Here is a 19,868-nt window from a genome sequence, read left to right as displayed (position 1 = left end):
GGGTCGAGACGACGCGGAGGACGGGAAGGCGACCGGAAGGGGTCCGGTCGCGACCTCGGGCGGGCCGCAGCGGAGTGTGGGAACGGCGCGGCCCGCCCGAGGAGTGCGGGAAGGGTCAGTTGACCTTCGAGATGGCGCAGGACTTGAAGCCCGAGTTCGCGTTGACCTGCACGTTGTAGGAGTGCCCGGCCTCGAACGTGTAGCCCGATCCGACCGGGCAGGCGTACTGCTCACCCGGTGAGGCGACGTCGCTCTGCGCGGAGTAGCCGTTGATCAGCACCTGCGAGGTGGTGAAGGACTTCTTCCCGCCGCTGAAGATCGAGTCGAGGCTGCTGCTGTTGATCACGTACGGGGTCGCGGGGTTCTTGGCGGACGCCGAGGTGCCGAACGACTCGTTGGTGCCCGGGCTCAGTGCCGAGCCCCACTTGTTGCCGAAGATCCAGTACTGACCGTCGACCACGAGCGTGGCCGAGGCGTAGGCGCCCGAGTCGGGGCTGTCCGGGCCGGTATTGCTCACCTGGAGGATGAAGTACGGAGCCGGTGCCGGCGCGGTCGCCCCGAAGAGCGCGACGCTGAAGGCGCCGGGGACGGCCGAGGCGTCGCCCCAGGCCGCGGGCGCGTAGTCGTTGTTGAGCGACCACTGCATCACGCCGGTCACGTGACCGTAGAGCTCGGGCTTCGCCTTCATCGCCTTCCACTGCGCGGCGAGGTCGGCGAGCACCGCGGCCTGGTCGTAGGCGGCGGCGCCGGATCCGCCGAAGACGTTGTTCGCGGTGCCGCTGGCGCCGGCGTTGCTGACCTGGCCGATCACGATCCTCGTGCCCTCGCCGATGCACAGCGAGGTGGCGGCGGAGCAGTCGGACCGCACCGCGCTGTTCAGCGCGCGGGCGATCGTGCTGAAGAAGCCGGGGTCCTTCTCGGCGGCGCCGCCGACCGTCCAGCCGCCGGTGTTGTAGGTCTGGGCGAGCAGGTAGTCGACCGTGCCGCTCTTCAGGAGCGGACCGAACTGGTCGTTCGCGCCGTCGTGGACACCGGAGGTGAGGGTCAGGTTCGTGGGCGCGGCCGGGTCCACCTCGGTCCCGCTGCTCAGGTAGACCTGCGGCGCGACGGCGAGGGAGAGGCCCGCGCCCTTCACGGTCGCGCCGAGGGCGCTGATCGTCGGGGCGTCGATGCCGTTCTCGAGGTCGAGGTCGACGCCCGTGATGCTCCCGCCGGAGAGCTTCGCGTTGTAGTCCTCGATCTGCGCGAGCAGCCGGGAGCCGACGGCGCTCGCCGTGCCGGTGTTCACGGTGTCCCGGGTGACGGTCTGCCCGCCGAGGCTGAGCAGGTTCACCGTGCCCTTCGCCTCCTGGTCGATGACCTTCTGCATCGCTGCGAGGGTCGCGGGATCGGCCGTGCTGCTCGCCGGGTCGGCGAAGGCGAACACGATCACGTTCGAGGCGGCGATGCCGGCCGGATCGATCTGCGCCAGCGAGCCGGTCGCTCCGAGCTGGAGGTAGGAGACGCGGAGGTCGGGGACGGCGCTCGCGGTGTCGGCGACGGCGGCCGGTGCGGCACCGCCCACGGCGACGGCGCTCGGAACGGCCACAGCGGCGGCGAGGGCGGCGGCGGCCAGGAGGCGGCGGCGGAGTCGTGGTCTCATTCTCGGGTGTCCCTTTCGTGGGTGGGGAGGGCGAGCGATGGTCGCGGCGGACGACGATCTGAACCGGCCTCGTGGGCGGCAGAGCGGTTTTCGCGGGGTCGACATCGATGGTGAGCCGATCGCGCGGCGTCCCGAAATCTCTGGCACGGATCATCGGAGATGGCGGGAACGGCTGATGAGGCTCAGTGATCCATGTCCGGAACCTGAAAGTGCTCTTCGTTCATGAGGACGTATATAAAGGTTGATGCTTGCGTATAGAAAGACATCCATCCGCGGAAAGACGGGGAATCGAAGATGGCGGAGATCAGCTGATTCGGCGGGGAATCACTCAATTGGCGCCGGACTTGAATTCGGCACCCTCTCTCCTGTTACACTCACCGCTCGGTCACCCTGCAGCAGTCCCCGTTCACCGTGCGGATGAGCAGGTGGTGGCTTTGAGAATTCACATGTCCTGCCGTCGCGGACGTGTGGCGAGCGGATCCCGTTCCGGGGCGCTCGTAGCCGATCCTCGAGATGGAACAGCAGTGATGAAAGAGACCCTCCCGTCCACGGACTCCCCCCTCAGGCCGAGCTCGCCCTGCCGCATCGATCGGCAGCGCTTCAGCGGCCCGGGCGCTGAGAAGGCGATCAGCGAGTGGATGGGAGTCGGTGAATTCCATCCGCGGAGTCGAGAGGCGTTCGAGGCGGAGTCGGAGCGAGTGGTCATCGATCAGGTGAGTGCTCAGCGGCTGACTGCCCGCGCCAATTACTTCACCTCTCCGGATTCGAGTTCCCTCGGATTCCCGAGAAGCAATCGCATCGAGATCGTGGCGCTGATCGAGGGTGAGTGCTTCATCTCCGTCGGCACCCAGCGCTATCGCCTCACCAGGGGCTCCATCGCCATCGCGGGCGGCGGCGAGCCGGTGTCCTCCGAGACCTACGACGTGACCGAGTGCGTCTTCATCAGCATTCCGGTCGATCAGCTGAGCGAGCGCTTCCGAGCCTCGGTCCCGCTCTACGGAGTGGAGGTGATCTCGCCGCCGCGACTGATGCGCCTGTTCCAGACGCTCTCGCACGAGCTCGCCTCGCACGACTCGATCTCGCCGGACGCGTTCCGCACGCAGCTCGCGCAGCTGACCGGGTTGATCGAGGCGTCGCTGGCGAACCGGTCGCACCTCGCCGTCGGCGACCTCGATCGGATCAAGCTCTCCCGGGAGCACGTCGAGGGCTACGTGCGCGACCACCTCGCCCAGCGCGACCTCACCGTCGGCACCCTGGCCGAGGTCTTCCACACCAGTCCCCGCACGATCCACCGGCTCTTCGCGAGCGACGGTCCGACCCTCTCCGAGTACATCCGGACCAGCCGCCTGACGGCGCTCGCCGCGGAGATCAGCGCGGCGGACAACCCCGACGGCTTCGAGGTGCTCGCCGCCCGGTGCGGACTGCACGAGTACGTGACCGCAGCCCGGCTGTTCCGCAAGGAGTACGGCCTGACCATGCGCCAGTTCTGGAAGGCGTACCGCCTGCGCTGAGGCTCGCGGCGCACCTCGGGCTCGTAGAATCAGCCTCGGCTCGCCGGAACGCCGCGATCGTGCGTGCCGGAGCCGATCTCGCGAGCCGAGGGTGGGGGCCGGAGCATGACGAAGGGCCGCCTGCGCGTGCTGCTCGGAGCGGCGCCCGGCGTCGGCACGACGTCCACGATGCTCGAGGAGGGCGGCCGGCTCGCCGCCGAGGGCCGCGACGTCGTGATCGCGGTCGTCGAGACGCACGGCCGCGCCGAGACCGCCGCGAGGATCGAGGGCCTCGAGGTCGTCCCGCGGCGCGCGGTGCTGCACCGCGGTGCGCGACTCGAGGAGATGGACCCGGCGGCGGTGCTCGCCCGCCGACCGGACATCGCGCTGGTCGACGAGCTCGCGCACACCAACGCTCCCGGTTCGTCGCACCGGAAGCGCTGGGAGGACGTGGCGGAGCTCCTCGACGCCGGCATCACCGTGCTCACGACCGTCGACATCCAGCACATCGCCTCGCTGAACGACGTCGTCGAGGCGATCACCGGGGCGCGGCCGCACGAGACGATCCCCGACGCCGTGCTCCGCGCCGCCGACCGGATCGAGCTCGTCGACCTCGCTCCGCAGGCGCTGCGCGACCGGCTCGCCGCGGGCCGCGTCTTCCCACCCGAGCGGATCGACGCCGAGCTCTCGCACCGCTTCCGCCTCGGCACGCTCACCGCGCTGCGCGAGCTGGCGCTGCTCTGGCTCGCGGACGAGGTCGACAGCGCGCTCCGCGACTACCGCGGCGAGCACGGCATCGACAGCACCTGGGCCGCCCGCGAGCGCGTGGTCGTGACGCTGACCGGCGGCTCGGAGGGCGAGACGCTGCTGCGGCGCGGTGCGCGGATCGCCGCGCGCGCCTCCGGCGGCGACCTGCTCGCCGTGCACGTGCTGACGCCGGACGGACTGCGGACGCCGCGCCCCGAGGTGCTCGCGGCGCAGCGCGCGCTCGTCGAGTCGCTCGGCGGCAGCTATCACCAGGTGGTCGGCGAGGACGTGCCGCGCACCCTCGTCGCGTTCGCCCGCTCCGTGGACGCCACGCAGCTGGTGCTCGGCGTGAGCCGGCGCAGCCGCCTCGCCGCGGCGCTCACTCCGGGGATCGGCGCGACCGTGATCCGCGAGTCGGGCGACATCGACGTGCACATCGTCAGCCACTCGGCCGCCGGTCGCGCGGCGGTGCTGCCGCGCCTCGGCGGAGCGCTGACGCTGCGGCGCCGGCTGCTCGGCACGGCCCTCGCGCTGGTCGGCGGGCCGCTGGTCACCTGGCTGATGGCGAGCCTGCGGAGCGACGAGTCGATCACCAGCGACGTGCTCTCGTACCAGCTGCTCGTGGTGCTCGTCGCGCTGGTCGGCGGGCTCTGGCCGGCGCTGTTCGCGGCCGTCCTCTCGGGACTGACCCTCGACTACTTCTTCGTCGATCCGCTCTACACGGTCTCCGTCGACGAGCCGCTGCACGAGCTCGCGCTCGCGCTCTACGTCCTGAACGCGGTGCTGGTCAGCGCCGTGGTGGACCGGGCGGCCCGGCGCTCCCGGGCGGCGAAGCGGTCCGGAGCCGAGGCGGAGCTGCTCGCGACGATCGCGGGCGGGGTGATCCGCGGCCAGGGTGCGCTGCAGGCGATCCTCGAGCGCGCGCGCGAGGCGTTCGGCTTCACCGGCGTCCGGCTTGTGCGGGACGGCGCGGTGGTCGCCGCGGACGGCGAGCCGACGGCCGCGGGCGAGCCCGTGCGGATCCCGGTGGGCGCGCAGGCGGAGCTCGAGCTGCACGGCCGGGAGCTGGAGGGCAGCGAGCGGCGGCTGCTGCAGGTGGTCGCCGCGCAGCTCGACTCCGCGCTCGAGCGGGAGGCGCTGAGCGAGACGGCGAGCTCGCTGGCTCCGCTGGCCGAGACCGACCGGATGCGCAGCGCCCTGCTCTCGGCGGTCAGCCACGACTTGCGCCGGCCGCTGGCGGCCGCCACCGCCGCCGTCTCGGGGCTGCGCTCGCGCGACGTGGAGTGGAGCGAGGACGATCGGGCGGAGCTGCTCGCGACCGCGGACGAGAGCCTCACCACCTTGGGCGCGCTGGTGACCGACCTGCTCGACGTGACCCGGCTCGAGGCGGGAGTGCTCGCTGTGTCACTCGCGCCGCTGGATGCCGCCGATGTCGTGCTGCCCGCGCTCGACGAGCTGGGGCTCGGTCCGGGGGAGGTCGACCTCGACCTGGATCCGGACGGGCCGGAGCTGCTCGCCGACGGCGTGCTGCTGCAGCGGGTCGTGGTGAACCTCCTGGCGAACGCGGTGCGCTACGCGCCGGAGGGGACCCGGGTGCGCGTGTCGACCAGCGTCTTCGGCGGCACGGCGCAGATCCGGATCGTCGACCACGGCCCCGGGATCGAGCCCGAGCGCCGGGAGGAGGTCTTCGTGCCGTTCCAGCGCCTGGGTGACGACGACAACACGACCGGGCTGGGGCTGGGGCTCGCGCTGTCGAAGGGGTTCACCGAGGGGATGGGCGGGACGCTCGAGGCCGAGGACACCCCGGGCGGCGGGCTGACGATGGTGGTCACGCTGCCGGTGGTGGCGGACGATGCGGCCGCCCGGACCGATGCCGCCCGGAACGATGCCGCCGAGCCCGATGCCGCCGAGCGGCGGGCCGCGGGAGCCGATGCTTCGGGAGGAGCCGCATGAAGATCCTGATCGCCGACGACGACCCGCAGATCCTGCGCGCGCTGCGGATCACCCTGACCGCCCGCGGCTACGACGTGGTCACCGCGGGCGACGGGACCGAGGCGATCAACCGCGCCATCGACGAGCGGCCGGACCTCTACATGATCGACCTCGGCATGCCGCGGCTCGACGGGGTCGAGGTGATCCAGGCGCTGCGCGGCTGGACGAGCGCGCCGGTGCTGGTCGTCTCGGGGCGCACCGGCTCGGCGGACAAGGTCGGCGCCCTCGACGCGGGGGCCGACGACTACGTGACCAAGCCGTTCTCGATGGACGAGGTGCTCGCGCGCATCCGGGCCCTGTCGCGGCGCGTGCAGCCGGCCGAGGGCGAGCCGACGGTGCGGATCGGCGACGTGACCGTCGACCTCGCGGCGAAGAGCGCGATGCGCGACGGTACCGCGGTGCGGCTCACGCCGACGGAGTGGCAGGTGCTGGAGATCCTCGTGCGGAACGCGGGCAAGCTGGTCACCCGGCGCTCGCTGCTCGACGAGATCTGGGGGCCGACCCACGTGACCGACACCGGCTACCTCCGGCTCTACCTCGCGCAGCTCCGTAAGAAGCTCGAGCCCGACCCGGCGCACCCGCGGTTCCTGCTGACGGAGGCGGGGATGGGCTACCGCTTCGTGCCGGGCGAGGACGCGGCGGCGCGGTAGCGGTGTCGGCGACGCCGGATCAGGACGCCTCGACGTAGGCGGCAGCGGCCTCGCGGAGGATCTGCGACGTGCTGACGCCGCGGCTCTTCGCGAGCCGGCTCACCTTCTGGTCCAGCCCTCCGGTCGAGCGCACCTTCCACACCGGGCCGGCGGGCTCCGCCGCGTCGAGCCGCGGACGACCGCGGGCGATGGTCACGGCGTCCTCGAGCGTTGCGGCGCCGATGGCCGCCAACAGTGCGGCCCGTGCTCCGGTCCGCTGATCGACCGCGTCCGTGCTCGACGCGGCGCGTGCGCCGTCGATCTCGAGGGAGTGAGGCGGTGGGGAGTCGGACGGGGGACGCCGACGAGACAGACTCCTCAACAAGGTCCGGAACCAGGAACTCTCCTCCGATCGGCGTCCCGGAATCGTCCTCGCCCGAAGAACGGCGGCACGCTTGCGGGAGTCCACTTCGCGGAAGGAGCAGCTCATGGTCGTCCCCGACAGCGCCATCGGCGTGGCGATCCTGCTCGCGCTGGTCGTGCCGGGCGTGCTCTACGCAGCGGTGCGGCTCTGGCTCAGGGGCTTCCGATGGACCGACCAGAACGTGAGCACTCGCGTCTTCGATGCGGTCCTCGTGAGCGTCGTCCTCGATGCGGTGTACCTCGTCGTCCTCGGCGACGATCTGGTGGCCTTCGCGAGCGACCCACGCGCCTCCTTCGAGCGGGAGCCCCGGCTCGTCGGCGGCTACCTGCTGGGGCTCGGGGTACTGATCCCGTCCGCGGCGGCGTTCGTTCTGCACTTCAGGCCGCGGTGGTGGCGCCCCGACTGGCGATGGCTCGCACGCCCGCAGTGGCGCTGGATCCGCTTGCCGGTCGGACGGGCTACGGCGTATGAGAGCATCCCGACGGCATGGGACAAGGTCGCGCAGACCATGGTCGATACCTGGGTGAAGGTGCAGCTTCCCGACGGTCGCCGAGTCGGCGGATGGATGTCGGTGAAGAGCTTCGTCTCGACCTATCCGCAGTCTCGCGACATCTTCGTCGAAGTGCAGTTCGAGGTCCTGGCCGACGGGACCTTCGGTGGAAGGATCGAAGGGAGTCGCGGCGTCTGGGTATCGGTCCCGGAGGGAGCCGTCGTCGAATGGCTCGACGCCGCTCGTCCTCAGCAGAAGGAGGGATCGCATGTCGGATCGGACCACGACCACTGAAGGGGCGCTCGCCAGGGGTCAAGCACCTGTGCACGGCCACCCCGCACCCGCGGTGGCACCGAAGACGCCGTCGGGGATCTACACGCCGCCGGCGCTGCTCGGCATCCCTTCGCCGCCGATGCCGACAGGCGCTTCCTCACCTCGATAGCAGTGGATCGGCTCGCGGGCTGCTGTCGGAGGCGCGGGGGACAATGGACGGACCCCAGGAGAAGGAGACCACCGTGGATCAGCCGCGCATGAACGTCGAGTCGTTCAACCTCGATCACCGCACCGTCGCCGCGCCCTACGTGCGCCTGGCCGACGCGAAGACGCTCCCGGCCGGGGACCACCTCGTCAAGTACGACGTGCGCTTCACTCAGCCCAACCACGGCCACCTCGAGATGCCGACCGTGCACTCGCTCGAGCACCTGTTCGCGGAGAAGTCGCGCAACCACTCCGACCGCGTCGTCGACTTCTCGCCGATGGGCTGCCAGACCGGCTTCTACCTGATCCTGCAGGGCGAGCCCGAGCTCGCCGAGGTGCTGGACCTGGTCGAGTCGACGCTCCGCGACATCACCGAGGCCACCGAGGTCCCCGCCGCCAACGAGACGCAGTGCGGCTGGGGAGCGAACCACTCGCTCGAGGGCGCTCAGGACGCGGCGCGCACGTTCCTCGCGCGGCGCGACGAGTGGGAGCAGGTCACCGCGTGAGCGCGGTCGAGGCGATCGTCCTCGTCGCGATGGACGAGGAGGCCGAGCCGTTCCTCGCGGCGGCGGGCGGCGCCCCGGAGCCGGTCGCGGTGGGCAACGCCCTGCAGTGGTCGATCGAGGTCGGCGGCCACTCGGTGCTGCTCGTGCGCACCGGCGTGGGGCTCGTGAACGCGGCCGGCGGGCTGACGGCGGCGGTCCTCCGGGTGGGGGGCGCGCCGCTGGTGATCAGCGCCGGATCGGCGGGCGGACTCGGTGCCGAGGTGCGCGTCGGCGACGTGGTCGTCGGCGACGAGTTCGTGCAGACCGATGCGGACGCGCAGGCGTTCGGCTACGCGATGGGGCAGGTGCCGGGGATGCCGGCGCGCTACTCCGGGCACGCGCCGGCGCTCGCCGCGGACCTCGACGCGGCGATGCCGGGCGGTGCAGCGATCACGGTGCGGCGCGGGCTGATCGTGTCGGGCGACGTCTTCGTCTCGGGCGACCATGTGGCGCGGGTGCGCGGACTGTACGACGGGGCGCTGGCGACGGACATGGAGTCCGTGTCGCTCGCGCAGACCGCGTACGTGCACGGGCTGCCGTTCGTGTCGGTGCGCGGGATCTCGGATCTCTGCGAGCCCGGGTCGTTCGAGGCGCACGTGGACGACGCGGCGGACCGCTCGGCCGCCGTGGTGCGGGTGCTGCTGGACGCGGTGGGGTGACCTGCGGCGCGGGGTGGTCTGCGGAGCCGGGGTGCTGGGGGTGGTGGGTCTCGATACGCCCCTCCGGGGCTGCTCGACCAGCATGATGACGGCAGTCCGGGGCTGCTCGACCAGCATGATGACGGCAGTCCGGGGCTGCTCGACCAGCATGATGACGGCAGTCCGGGGCTGCTCGACCAGCATGATGACGGCAGTCCGGGGCTGCTCGACCAGCATGATGACGGCAGTCCGGGGCTGCTCGACCAGCATGATGACGGCAGTCCGGGGCTGCTCGACCAGCATGATGACGGCAGTCCGGGGCTGCTCGACCGGCACGATGTCAGCACTGCGGGGCTGCTCGACCAGCACGGGGGCATCGACTCGTTCGGGTTTCTTTCACGGGGATGTCGATGTGGGCGGGCGCCGTTCGACGGGATAGTAGGAGGGCGCAGAGGGCGCCCGCGAATCCCGAGGAGACCACCGTGAAGTACATGCTGATCATGCGCGCGACCGATGCCGCCAAGGCCGCCTACGAGGCGATCCCGTTCGACGAGATCATCACCCGGATGGGGCAGTACAACGAGGCGATGATCACCGCCGGCGTCCTGCTCGCGGGCGAGGGACTCGCCGACGACGTCGCGACCTCGGGGTTCGTCGTCGACTTCGCCTCCGAGCCCGCCGCGATCACCGACGGCCCCTACGGCGAGACGCACGAGCTGTTCAACGGCTTCTGGATCATCCAGGTGTCCTCGAAGGAGGAGGCGAAGGAGTGGGCGCTGCGCTGCCCGCTCGTCCCCGGCAACAAGCTGGAGGTGCGCCGCGTCACCGACGAGAGCGACTTCGCGGACTTCGCCGACAACGAGTACCTCCAGAAGGAGGCCGGCTGGCGCGAGGACGAGAAGGCCCGCGCCGAGAACGGCTGACATGACGCCGGCGCCTCCCGGGGAGGAGACCCGGGCGCGGGTCGACGCCGTCTGGCGGATCGAGAGCGCGCGCATCGTCGGGACGCTCGCCCGGGTGACGGGCGACGTCGGCCTGGCCGAGGACCTGGCGCAGGAAGCGCTCGTCGAGGCGCTCGAGCAGTGGCCCACGACCGGCGTCCCGCGCAACGCCGGGGCCTGGCTGACGGCCGTGGCGAAGCGCCGGGCGATCGACGGCTGGCGGCGGCGGACGGCGCTCGACGAGCGCTACCGCCTCCTCGCGCGCACCCTCGAGGAGAGCGTCGACGACGAGTGGCGGCCGATCGAGGACGACGTGCTCCGGCTGGTCTTCACCGCCTGCCACCCCGTCCTCTCGCGGGAGGCGAGCATCGCGCTCACGCTCCGGCTCGTCGGCGGGCTCGGCACGGAGGCGATCGCGCGGCTGTTCCTGGTGCCGGTCGCGACCGTCCAGCAGCGCATCGTCCGGGCGAAGAAGTCGCTCGCGGCGTCGGGCGTGCCGTTCGAGGTGCCGGACCCGGCGGAGTGGCGGGGACGGCTCGACGCGGTGCTCGGGGTCGTCTACCTGATCTTCACGGAGGGCTACGCCGCGACGTCGGGCGATCGCTGGCTCCGCACGGAGGTGGCGGGGGAGGCGCTGCGGCTCGGGCGGGTGCTCGCCGCGCTGCTCCCGCGCGAGCCCGAGGTGCTCGGGCTGCTCGCCCTGATGGAGCTGCAGGCCTCGCGGTTCGCGGCGCGGACGGCGCCCGACGGCTCGCCGGTGCTGCTCGAGGATCAGGACCGCACCCGCTGGGACCGCGGGCAGATCGAGCGCGGCCGGGAGGCGCTGCGCCGCGCCGACCGCGTGGGCAAGGGTCGCGGGTCCTACGGGCTGCAGGCGGCGATCGCCGAGTGCCACGCGGTCGCGCCGAGTGTCGCCGCGACCGACTGGGAGCGCATCGTCCTGCTGTACGAGATCCTCGGGCGGGTGTCGCCGAGCCCGGTCGTCGAGCTCAACCGCGCCGTCGCGGTGTCGATGGCGACCGGTCCGGCCTCCGCGCTGCTGATCGTCGACCGGCTCGCGTCCGAGGGCGCTCTGCGGGCCTCGCACCTGCTGCCGAGCGTGCGGGGCGAGCTGCTCGCGCGCCTCGGCAGGCGGGAGGAGGCGCGCGCCGAGCTCGCGACGGCCGCCGCGCTGGCCGGCAACGAGCGCACCCGCGCCCTGCTGCTGGCGCGCGCGGCGTCGCTCTGACGCCGGGCGCACCGACTCCTCAGAAGTTGTCGTAGCGGAGGGTCGAGTACGACGACTTCTGGAGAGCGGAGGAACGGTCAGCGCTCGGTGACGACGCCCGCTTCGACGTGCCAGTGGCGGGTCAGCTGCACGGTCTCGAGCATGCGGCGGTCGTGGGTGACGAGCAGCAGCGTGCCCTCGTAGGCCTCGAGCGCCTGCTCCAGCTGCTCGATCGCGGCGAGGTCGAGGTGGTTGGTCGGCTCGTCCAGCACGAGGAGGTTCGTGCCGCGCGCCTGCAGCAGCGCCAGGGCGGCGCGGGTCCGCTCGCCGGGCGAGAGCTCGCCGACGGGGCGCGAGACGTGGTCGGCCTTGAGGCCGAACTTCGCCAGCAGGGTGCGCACCTCGGCGGTCGGCCACTCCGGGACGAGCGCCTCGAAGGCGTCGGCGAGCGGCACGTCGGCGGCGAGCATCCCGCGCGCCTGGTCGATCTCGCCGATCGCGACGCTCGCGCCGAGCGAGGCGCCGCCCTCCTCCGGGGCGGAGCGGCCCAGCAGCAGTGACAGGAGCGTCGACTTGCCGGCGCCGTTGGGACCGGTGATTCCGATGCGGTCGCCCGCGTCGACCTGCAGCGAGACCGGGCCGAGGGTGAAGGTGCCGCGCCGGGCCACGGCGCCGTTCAGGGTCGAGACGACCGAGCTCGAGCGCGGGGCGCTGCCGATGGTGAAGGCGAGCTGCCACTCCTTGCGCGGTTCCTCCACCTCCTCGAGCCGGGCGATGCGGCTCTCCATCTGGCGGACCTTCTGCGCCTGCTTCTCGCTCGACTCGACCGAGGCCTTGCGGCGGATCTTGTCGTTGTCGGGCGCCTTCTTCATGGCGTTGCGGACGCCCTGGCTCGACCACTCGCGCTGGGTGCGGGCGCGCGAGACCAGGTCCTCCTTCTTGTCGGCGAAGTCCTCGTACTTCTCGCGGCGCTGGCGGCGGGCGGTCTCGCGCTCCTCGAGGTACGCGTCGTAGCCGCCGCCGTAGACGGTGGTGGTGTTCTGCGCGAGGTCGAGCTCGAGCACGCGGGTGACGCTGCGGGCGAGGAACTCGCGGTCGTGGCTCACGAGCACCACTCCGCCGCGCAGACCGCGGACGAACGCCTCGAGCCGCTCGAGGCCGTCGAGGTCGAGGTCGTTGGTGGGCTCGTCGAGCAGCACGACGTCGAAGCGGGAGAGCAGGAGGGCGGCGAGGCCGACGCGGGCGGCCTGGCCGCCGGAGAGCGAGGTCATCAGCGAGTCGGCGGCCACACCGCTCGTGCGCCCGGTCGCGTCGAGCGCGAGGCCGAGGTCGGCGAGGACGACGGGGGTCCGCTCGTCGAGGTCGGCGGCGCCGCTCGCCAGCCAGCGGTCGAGGGCCAGCGCGTAGCGGTCGGCGATGCGGCCGTCGGGGTCGGGCTCGGCCAGCGCGGAGGCGGCCTCGTCGAGCTCGGCCGAGGCCTCCGCGGCGCCCGTGCGGCGGGCGATGTAGGCGGCGACGGTCTCGCCCTCGCGGCGCTCGTGCTCCTGCGGCAGCCAGCCGACGAAGGCGTCGCCGGGCGCGAGCACGACGCTGCCCTCGAGCGGGGCGGTCTCGCCGGCGAGGATGCGCAGGAGGGTGGACTTGCCCGCGCCGTTCGCGCCGACGACGCCGACCACGTCGCCCGGGGCGACCGTGAGATCGAGGCGGTCGAACAGGGTGCGGTGCGCGTAGCCTCCGGAGAGGCCCTTGGCGACGAGGGTGGCGGTCACCGCTCCAGCGTAGGCGGGCGGGCCGCCGGCGCCGGCCCCGGTCGCTAGACGGTCTGATTGCACGCGAGTCTAGGATGGCCGGATGAGCGAGACGACGGTCCGGGGCGGCGCCGGCTACTGGTACCCGGACGAGTCCTCGACGCGTCGTGCCGTCGAGGTGCTCAGCGCGATGCGCGGGTACCGCGTCTCCGAGGTGGCGATGCGCCGCCGCACGCGCGAGAAGATGGCGATGGGCGAGACCGACCTGATCGCGATCCAGTTCCTGCTGCGGCGCCAGCGGGAGGGCGACCTCGTCAGCGCCAAGGACCTCGCCGCGCACCTCTCGATCTCCTCCGCGTCGACCACCGTCCTGATCGACCGCCTCGTCCGCAGCGGGCACCTGGTGCGCAAGCCCCACCCGAGCGACCGCCGCGGCATCGTCGTCGAGGCGACGGTCGACAGCGACCAGGAGGTCCGCGAGACGCTGCAGGAGATGCACCGCCGGATGCTCGAGATCGCGGAGGACCTCGATGCCGGCGAGGCCGAGGTCGTCGTCAACTTCCTCCGACGGATGGGTGCCGCGGTCGACGAGATCGACGCCGACGCCACGGCGGACGACGAACCCGGGAAGTAGCTAGACCTTCTAGTAAAGAGTCGAACTAGGGATAGGCTGGCGGCATGGGTCAATTCCTCTACGGCACACCGCCGGCCGTGATCGAGATCGAGGACCGGACCCTCGCGCACCTGCAGATCGTCGTCTACGCGAAGTTCCGGCGCGACGAGCGCTTCAGCCTCACCCTCGACTCCATGCCCGAGGGGGCTCGCGGCCGCCACTCGTTCTGGATGAACCCGAACATCGCGCTGCAGTTCCACTTCGCCGGCAGCCGCCAGCCCACGATCAACCCGTCCTGGGTCGAGGTGCTGATGGACGCGGCGAACGGCGGCGGCGGGCTGCGCCTGCTGCCCGAGCCGCACGCCTGACCCGCGCCGCGGATCCGCTCCCGGCGGCGTCCGGCGACCTCCCGCCCCGCGCGTCTCCTAGGGTGGATCCGTGCGCCCGGGGGTGGGCGCGACGAGGGGGAGCACATGCGCGCACGAGTTCTGGGAGGCGCACTGCTCGCGCTGGTGGCCGCGGGGGTGCTCACCGGCTGCTCTGCGCCGACTCCGGCGCCCACGGTGACGGTCTTCGCCACCGCGACGCCGACGCCTGATCCGACCGTCACGGCCGCGCTCCCGCAGTCGACCGCCACGGTCTTCGTGCCGGTGCCGGAGGCGACCGTCACCTTCACTCCGAATGACGTGCCGGTGATCCCGGAGACGGCCTTCGCCGTCGACAACGGCGCGGTCCCGGGAGCGACCGGCGAGCCGGCCACGAACGGCGCGGGGGAGATCATCACCTACACCGTGGTCGCGGGCGACTCGTTCTTCGACATCGCCCAGCGCTTCGGGATCCCCGTGCAGCAGCTGCTGCGGATGAACCCCGGGGTCGCGGGGGCGGGCGAGGCGGTCTACATCGGCAACGTCATCAACCTCGACGCGAACTCGCTGGGCTGAGCGCCGACGCCGCTCCGGTCGCCGGCCGGTCGCCCGGGGCTGCTCCGGCCGCCGGCGAGGCGCCGGGCGCTACTCCGACTTCGGCAGCAGGTGGAAGGCGAGCGCGAGCGACGCCGAGATCATCAGGATCCCGCCGAAGAAGAGGAACCCGGCCAGGTCGGGCAGCAGGAACGAGTTGCCGAGCACCAGGATCCCGCCGAGGAAGAGCACGAAAGAGAGGACGACGCCCAGACCAGTCATGCCCTCATCGTACGGGGCGCAGGACGCGGAAGGGCGCCCGGCGTCAGGGCAGCAGGAGCGCTCGCAGCTCGCCCGCGCCCGAGGCCACCGCGATGGTGCCGACCGCCTCGAGCGGGGAGCCGTAGCCCCACTCGACCATGATCGTCGGCACCCCGTGCGCGGCGGCGCCGTGCACGTCGTGCTCGCGGTCGCCGACCATGACCGGCGTGGAGAGGTCGACGCCGATCTCGCGGAGGCGGCGCAGCGCCTCCTCGACGACGTCCGCCTTGGCGCTGCGGACCTCGTCCTCGGAGGCGCCGCAGATGATCGTGAAGTGCTGCGCGAGGCCGTAGTGCTCGAGGACCCGGCGCGCGGCGGACTCCGGCTTCGAGGTGGCGAGCGAGAGCGGGATGCCGGCGGCGGCGATGCCCGCCAGCAGCTCCGGCAGACCGGGGTAGACGCTGGAGTCGAAGAGACCGCCCGCGTTGTAGCGGCGGCGGTAGACGACGAGGGCGGCCTGCGCCTCGTCGACGCTCATCCCGCCGAGCTCGCGGAACGCGTCGAGCAGCGGCGGTCCGACGTAGGCGAGCAGCTCGACGGGGGTGGGCACCGGGCGGCCGAGCTCGACGAAGGTGTCCACGAGTGTGCCGGTGATGCCGGGCGCCGAATCGGTGATCGTGCCGTCGAGGTCGAAGAGGATGCAGCTCCAGGTCGCTGCGATGCCGGGCTGCGCGTCGGGCGCGAGAGTGGTGTCGGACATGGCGGGCTCCTGCCCTCGGAGGGACGTCGTGATCCCGGCGGTGTGCCCCGTCGGGGGGAACACTCTACGGTGCCGGGGCGTCGAGGGACTGCTCGATGAACGACCGGGTGACGACCTGGGCGATCGAGCCGGCGTCGAGCTGGACGGCGACGAAGTCGGCGGTGCGGATCAGCGCGAACGCCTCGCGGCCGGGCAGGACCAGCATCTGCACGCGCGGGTGCTGCTGCCGGGGGACGGCGGCGCGCAGCTCGTCGGTCGAGGTGAACAGCGGGAGCACCTGCTCGCCGGTGGTCGTCGCGACCACGCGCACGTGCGGCACGCCACCGGGCTGCGAGCCGGTCACATCGACGACGAGCGAGCCCTCGAGGCAGGCGGCGAGGAGGCGCTCGACCCCCTCCGCGGTCGCGTCGGCGACCAGTGCCTCGAGCGCTTCGCGCGCCGCGGTGTTGCGGTACGGGCCGGGTCGCGACGGGCGGGCAGGGGGTCCGTTCCTCCGTGGCATGTCTTCACGGTATCCGGGTTCGCGCCATCTCTCGAATCCATCGCGACAATCGCGCGCATTCGATGTCCGAGTGCGCTATACGACGGATGCCGGAGAGATGAGCCGATTCTCAGGCGGATTGCGACGCTTATCCTGAGTATCGGCGCAGATGACGACAGAGAATCGGGCGAATGGCGCCGATAAGTGCTCGACCGCCGACAAGAAGGGGTAATGTCTCCTCCTGTCAGTGACATCCAGGAGGAAAAGTGGCCCAGAAGATCACGCTTGTCGACGATATCGACGGAACCCCTATCGACTCCGGGGACGGCGGCACCGTCCGCTTCAGCATCGACGGAGCCAACTACGAGATCGACCTCGGTCCGGACAACATCGCCGAGCTGCACTCCGTGCTCGAGAAGTTCGTCTCGAACGGCCGCCGCGTCGGCTCGCGCCCCGCTGCCGCCACGTCGGTCGCCTCGGCGTCGAAGAGCGACCCCAAGCAGCTCAAGGCCGTCCGCGAGTGGGCGAACGCCAACGGACACCAGGTGTCCGACCGCGGTCGCATCCCCGCCGAGGTCCAGGCGGCCTACGCCGCCGCGCACAAGTAGAGCCGCGCCGGGCGCACCGAGAGGTCGCGCCCGCATCGTCGAAAGGCCCCGTCGATCCGTCGACGGGGCCTTTCGCGTGCTGTTCTCCACGACCGCTCGTGGATTCTCGCAGAGCCCCTGGAAAGGGGGACGCGAGCGCTAGAAGAGGCGGGTGTGCGAGTCGTCGACGCCGCGCATCGACTCGTAATCGAGCACGACGCAGCGGATGCCGCGGTCCTGCGCGAGGGTCCTCGCCTGCGGCTTGATCTCCTGCGCCGCGAAGACTCCGGTGACCGGAGAGAGGTGCGGATCGCGATTCATCAGCTCGAGATAGCGGGTCAGCTGCTCGACGCCGTCGATCTCTCCGCGGCGCTTGATCTCGACCGCCACGGAGGCGCCGCTCGAATCGCGGGCGAGGATGTCGACCGGTCCGATCGCCGTCATGTACTCGCGCCGGACGAGGGTGTGGCCCTCGCCGAGCAGATCGATCTGCTCGGCCAGGAGGCGCTGCAGGTGCGCCTCGACGCCGTCCTTGATCAGGCCGGGATCGACGCCGAGCTCGTGCGCGGAATCGTGCAGGACCTCGTGGATCGAGACGACGAGGGCGTCGCCGGTCTTGCGGTGCGTGACCGTCCACTGCTCGTGGACGCCGGCCGCGCGGGCGTCCTCGTCGGGCTCGCCGGTGCTGAGGATGCACGGGGGGCTCATCCAGTTCAGCGGCTTGTAGGAGCCGCCGTCGGAGTGCACGAGGACGCTGCCGTCGGCCTTGACCAGCAGCAGTCGGGTGGCGAGGGGGAGGTGGGCGCTGAGACGGCCGGTGTAGTCGACGGAGCAGCGCGCGATGACGAGACGCACCCGTCGAGGATAGACGGCGGTGGTCGGGGGCGGTCGGACGGGTGGGTCTCGATGCGCCCCTGCGGGGCTACTCGACCAGCATGAGGGGGGCGGCGGACTCCCCATGACGGGTGAGGCCGCGGTCTTTGCTGATCGAGTAGGCCGCGGAGCGGGCGTATCGAGATCCGGCGGCGTCAGCAGGGCGGATTGCAGGCTCGTCGTGCTGGGGGCAGTGGGTCTCGATACGCCCCTGCGGGGCTACTCGACCAGCATGAAGGGGGCCCCTGCGGGGTCGAAGCGGGTCAGGCCATGCGGAGGACGTTGCCGGTGACGCGGCGGCCGGCGGGGGAGACGAGGTAGGAGACGAGGTCGGCGACCTCGTCGGGGCGGGCGACGTCGAAGAAGGCGTCGTTCGCGGCGACGGCGGCATGGACGTCGTCGGTGACCCAGCCGGTGTCGGTCACGGGCGGGTGGACCGCGTTGGCGGTGACGCCGAGCGGGCTGAGCTCGAGCGAGGCGGAGATCGTGTAGTTCACCAGGGCGGCCTTGGCGGCGCCGTAGGAGACCTCGCCGGGGAAGCCGCGCTCGCCGCCCGAGGTGAGCGTCACGATCCGGCCGCCGTGGCCGCCGCGGCGCTCCAGCCGCTCGGCGAGCTCGGCGATCAGCAGCGCGCCGGCGCGGGCGTCGATGTCGAGCACCCGGTCGATGCTCGCGGCGTCGACCCGGCGCTGGGGGCGGCCCATCCAGTCGTTCGGGCGGGTGCGGAAGGTGTCGATGACGGAGCCGGTGGCGTTGTGCACGAGGACGTCGACCGGGCCGAGCGACTCCTCCGCGGCGTCGAGGAGCAGGGCGGCGGAGGCGGCGTCGCGCAGATCGGCGGAGACGGCGCGGGCGCGGCCACCCGCGGCGCGGATCCGCTCGGCGACCTGCTCGCCGTCGGTCCGGTGGGCGAGGCGCTGGCGCTCCGGCTCGTACTCCGGCAGCTCCTCGGCGAGGAAGGCGACCAGAACGGCCAGGCCGTCGGCGGCGAGGCGCTCGGCGATCGCGGCGCCGATACCGTGGTTCGCGCCGGTGACGACGGCGACGCGGCAGGGTTCGAGGCCGGGGGCGCTCACGCCGACGCTCCGTCCTGCACGCGCTCCGAGGGCTCCTTCTGCGGGCGGGCGGCGGGTGAGGCGAGACCGGCGAGGACGACGAGCGCGAGCACCAGGAAGAGCGCGTTGAGGAGGCCGAAGTGCTCGCCGAGGAAGCCGATCGCGGGCGGGCCGACGAGGAAGGCGACGTAGCCGAGCATCGCCACGGCGCTGACCCGGGCCGCCGAGTGCGGGCCCTCGGCCGCGGCGGACATGCCGACCGGGAAGCCGAGCGAGCAGCCCAGGCCCCAGGCGACGGCGCCGGCGATGACGAGGCCGTCGACCGGCGCGAGGATGAAGAGCAGGATGCCGACGATCGCCAGCCCGGCGGACGCGCGGAGCACCGGCACGCGGCCGAAGCGGTCGAGCACGGGGCCGCCGAGGACGCGGCCGACGGTCATCGCCGCGACGAAGACGCCGAAGACGACGGCGGCGGTGGTCTTGTCGGTGCCGTGGCCGTCCACCATCGCGAGGGTCAGCCAGTCGTTGGCCGATCCCTCCGCGAAGGCCATGCCCAGCATGATCACGCCGATCAGCACCAGGCGGCGGTCGCGCCAGACGCCGAGCGAGGCGGCGACGCGCTCGCGGACCGGCGCCTTCGCGACGACGGCGACCCCGGAGGTGTCGAGCTCGTCGCGGACGGGGACGAAGCGGATCGCGACGGAGACGGTGATCACCACGACGACGGCGACGCCCGAGAGGTGTGCGGCCACCGGCACGGCGAGCGCGGAGGCGGCGGCGCCGAGGATCGCGCCGAGGACGGTGCCGAGGCTGAAGAAGGCGTGGAAGAGCGGGAGCAGGGTCTTGCCGAAGGCCTTCTCGTTCGCGGAGCCCTCGACGTTCATCATCACGTCGACCGCGCCGTTGCCGAAGCCCAGCAGCACCATGCCCGCGAAGGCGAGGGGGAGCGAGCCGAACGCGTCCGCCGCGAGGCCCAGGAGCGCGAGGCCGGAGGAGCAGACGACGAGTCCGGCGACCATGCCGCGGCGGGCGCCGAGCGCCGACATGATCGCGGTGGAGAGGCTGAGGCCGACGATCGCGCCGATCGACATCGACAGGATCAGCAGGCCGACGCCGGAGGTGGGGAGCTGCAGCTCGTCGCGGATGGCGGGAGTGCGCGAGACCCAGGTCGCGATCGAGAGGCCGCTCAGCACGAAGATCGTGAAGACGGCGTTGCGCCACGCGACGAGCTGCGGGCGGCTGAGGGCGGTGGTCGAGGGCATGCGGGGTCCTGGCTGATCGCGGGGCGGTCGGAGAGGCCTGATCGAGGGGAATCGAATCGATTCGATGCGGGCCGGTCTAAGCTATCCGGAACGCCGGGACCGGTCAA

General features: G+C 72.1%; 21 protein-coding genes. 12 read left to right on the top strand and 9 right to left on the bottom strand.

Annotated features, from left to right (window positions below; genetic code table 11):
* Window positions 1–115 precede the first annotated feature (115 nt).
* Entirely contained in the window at window positions 116–1,642 is a 1,527-nt protein-coding gene (locus EDF36_RS00155) for a hypothetical protein (protein ID WP_123731418.1), read from the bottom strand.
* A gap of 446 nt (window positions 1,643–2,088) precedes the next feature.
* On the opposite strand from EDF36_RS00155, the gene EDF36_RS21050 reads away from it, so the two are divergent.
* The 3 genes from EDF36_RS21050 to EDF36_RS00140 all read left to right on the top strand — a co-directional run bounded on the left by EDF36_RS21050 (window position 2,089) and on the right by EDF36_RS00140 (window position 6,521).
* Window positions 2,089–3,153, top strand: a complete 1,065-nt coding sequence (locus EDF36_RS21050; RefSeq protein ID WP_123731417.1) for a helix-turn-helix domain-containing protein — start codon at window positions 2,089–2,091, stop codon at window positions 3,151–3,153.
* Window positions 3,154–3,258: 105 nt separating this feature from the next.
* Complete coding sequence (locus EDF36_RS00145) at window positions 3,259–5,832, top strand: ATP-binding protein (protein WP_123731416.1); 2,574 nt, start codon at window positions 3,259–3,261, stop codon at window positions 5,830–5,832.
* A complete protein-coding gene (locus tag EDF36_RS00140; protein WP_123731415.1) occupies window positions 5,829–6,521 on the top strand; it encodes a response regulator in 693 nt (230 codons plus the stop codon). The genes EDF36_RS00145 and EDF36_RS00140 overlap by 4 nt, the downstream gene beginning before the upstream one ends.
* A 19-nt stretch (window positions 6,522–6,540) precedes the next feature.
* On the opposite strand, the gene EDF36_RS21045 is transcribed toward EDF36_RS00140, so the two are convergent.
* On the bottom strand, window positions 6,541–6,717 hold the full coding sequence (locus EDF36_RS21045; RefSeq protein ID WP_185020311.1) for a ribbon-helix-helix protein, CopG family: 177 nt from the start codon (window positions 6,715–6,717) through the stop codon (window positions 6,541–6,543).
* Window positions 6,718–6,988: 271 nt separating this feature from the next.
* Between EDF36_RS21045 and EDF36_RS00130 the strand changes: the two genes are divergently transcribed.
* The 5 genes from EDF36_RS00130 to EDF36_RS00105 all read left to right on the top strand — a co-directional run bounded on the left by EDF36_RS00130 (window position 6,989) and on the right by EDF36_RS00105 (window position 11,243).
* A complete protein-coding gene (locus EDF36_RS00130; RefSeq protein ID WP_123706092.1) occupies window positions 6,989–7,708 on the top strand; it encodes a DUF6338 family protein in 720 nt (239 codons plus the stop codon).
* 236 nt (window positions 7,709–7,944) lie between these two features.
* Window positions 7,945–8,397: an S-ribosylhomocysteine lyase gene (locus tag EDF36_RS00125; protein ID WP_123706246.1), complete on the top strand. Its 453-nt coding sequence runs from the start codon at window positions 7,945–7,947 to the stop codon at window positions 8,395–8,397.
* Window positions 8,394–9,095: a 5'-methylthioadenosine/S-adenosylhomocysteine nucleosidase gene (mtnN, locus tag EDF36_RS00120; protein WP_123731413.1), complete on the top strand. Its 702-nt coding sequence runs from the start codon at window positions 8,394–8,396 to the stop codon at window positions 9,093–9,095. Before EDF36_RS00125 ends, mtnN begins: the two co-directional genes overlap by 4 nt.
* 461 nt (window positions 9,096–9,556) lie before the next feature.
* Window positions 9,557–9,997, top strand: a complete 441-nt coding sequence (locus tag EDF36_RS00110) for a YciI family protein (RefSeq protein ID WP_123706090.1) — start codon at window positions 9,557–9,559, stop codon at window positions 9,995–9,997.
* 1 nt (window position 9,998) lies between these two features.
* Entirely contained in the window at window positions 9,999–11,243 is a 1,245-nt protein-coding gene (locus tag EDF36_RS00105) for an RNA polymerase sigma factor (RefSeq protein WP_123731411.1), read from the top strand.
* 77 nt (window positions 11,244–11,320) lie between these two features.
* Here EDF36_RS00105 and EDF36_RS00100 read toward each other — a convergent pair whose 3' ends face one another.
* Window positions 11,321–12,991, bottom strand: a complete 1,671-nt coding sequence (locus EDF36_RS00100) for an ABC-F family ATP-binding cassette domain-containing protein (protein WP_123731410.1) — start codon at window positions 12,989–12,991, stop codon at window positions 11,321–11,323.
* An 82-nt stretch (window positions 12,992–13,073) separates the two neighbouring features.
* On the opposite strand from EDF36_RS00100, the gene EDF36_RS00095 reads away from it, so the two are divergent.
* The 3 genes from EDF36_RS00095 (at window position 13,074) to EDF36_RS00085 (ending at window position 14,524) form a co-directional block, all read left to right on the top strand.
* Window positions 13,074–13,604 carry a MarR family winged helix-turn-helix transcriptional regulator gene (locus EDF36_RS00095; protein ID WP_123706087.1) on the top strand — a complete coding sequence of 177 codons (531 nt, stop codon included), beginning with the start codon at window positions 13,074–13,076 and terminating at the stop codon, window positions 13,602–13,604.
* Between the two features lie 44 nt (window positions 13,605–13,648).
* Window positions 13,649–13,951: an ATP-dependent DNA ligase gene (locus tag EDF36_RS00090; RefSeq protein ID WP_123447216.1), complete on the top strand. Its 303-nt coding sequence runs from the start codon at window positions 13,649–13,651 to the stop codon at window positions 13,949–13,951.
* Window positions 13,952–14,056: 105 nt separating this feature from the next.
* Window positions 14,057–14,524: a LysM domain-containing protein gene (locus EDF36_RS00085; protein WP_123706086.1), complete on the top strand. Its 468-nt coding sequence runs from the start codon at window positions 14,057–14,059 to the stop codon at window positions 14,522–14,524.
* A 69-nt stretch (window positions 14,525–14,593) separates the two neighbouring features.
* Here the strand turns inward: EDF36_RS00085 and EDF36_RS21040 are convergent, their stop codons facing one another.
* The 3 genes from EDF36_RS21040 to EDF36_RS00075 all read right to left on the bottom strand — a co-directional run bounded on the left by EDF36_RS21040 (window position 14,594) and on the right by EDF36_RS00075 (window position 16,005).
* Complete coding sequence (locus EDF36_RS21040) at window positions 14,594–14,764, bottom strand: hypothetical protein (protein ID WP_164874567.1); 171 nt, start codon at window positions 14,762–14,764, stop codon at window positions 14,594–14,596.
* Window positions 14,765–14,807: 43 nt separating this feature from the next.
* Window positions 14,808–15,503 (bottom strand): HAD hydrolase-like protein, encoded by a 696-nt coding sequence (locus EDF36_RS00080; protein ID WP_123731409.1) that lies wholly within the window; start codon window positions 15,501–15,503, stop codon window positions 14,808–14,810.
* 64 nt (window positions 15,504–15,567) lie between these two features.
* Window positions 15,568–16,005: an SseB family protein gene (locus EDF36_RS00075; RefSeq protein ID WP_123706084.1), complete on the bottom strand. Its 438-nt coding sequence runs from the start codon at window positions 16,003–16,005 to the stop codon at window positions 15,568–15,570.
* Window positions 16,006–16,250: 245 nt separating this feature from the next.
* Between EDF36_RS00075 and EDF36_RS00070 the strand changes: the two genes are divergently transcribed.
* On the top strand, window positions 16,251–16,592 hold the full coding sequence (locus EDF36_RS00070; protein WP_123447211.1) for an Lsr2 family protein: 342 nt from the start codon (window positions 16,251–16,253) through the stop codon (window positions 16,590–16,592).
* 138 nt (window positions 16,593–16,730) lie between these two features.
* On the opposite strand, the gene nucS is transcribed toward EDF36_RS00070, so the two are convergent.
* From nucS to EDF36_RS00055, 3 genes are all read right to left on the bottom strand, one after another.
* Window positions 16,731–17,426 carry an endonuclease NucS gene (gene nucS / locus EDF36_RS00065; RefSeq protein WP_123706083.1) on the bottom strand — a complete coding sequence of 232 codons (696 nt, stop codon included), beginning with the start codon at window positions 17,424–17,426 and terminating at the stop codon, window positions 16,731–16,733.
* Window positions 17,427–17,707: 281 nt separating this feature from the next.
* Complete coding sequence (locus tag EDF36_RS00060; RefSeq protein ID WP_123731408.1) at window positions 17,708–18,520, bottom strand: SDR family NAD(P)-dependent oxidoreductase; 813 nt, start codon at window positions 18,518–18,520, stop codon at window positions 17,708–17,710.
* Window positions 18,517–19,761 carry a sugar MFS transporter gene (locus EDF36_RS00055; protein WP_123731407.1) on the bottom strand — a complete coding sequence of 415 codons (1,245 nt, stop codon included), beginning with the start codon at window positions 19,759–19,761 and terminating at the stop codon, window positions 18,517–18,519. Before EDF36_RS00055 ends, EDF36_RS00060 begins: the two co-directional genes overlap by 4 nt.
* Between the last annotated feature and the right edge of the window lie 107 nt (window positions 19,762–19,868).

The organism is Rathayibacter sp. PhB152 (assembly GCF_003751395.1).
GTDB classification, from domain to species: Bacteria; Actinomycetota; Actinomycetes; order Actinomycetales; family Microbacteriaceae; genus Rathayibacter; species Rathayibacter festucae.
The sequence above is the reverse complement of the archived record's forward strand: the minus strand, read 5'-3'. Positions and strand labels throughout refer to the sequence as shown.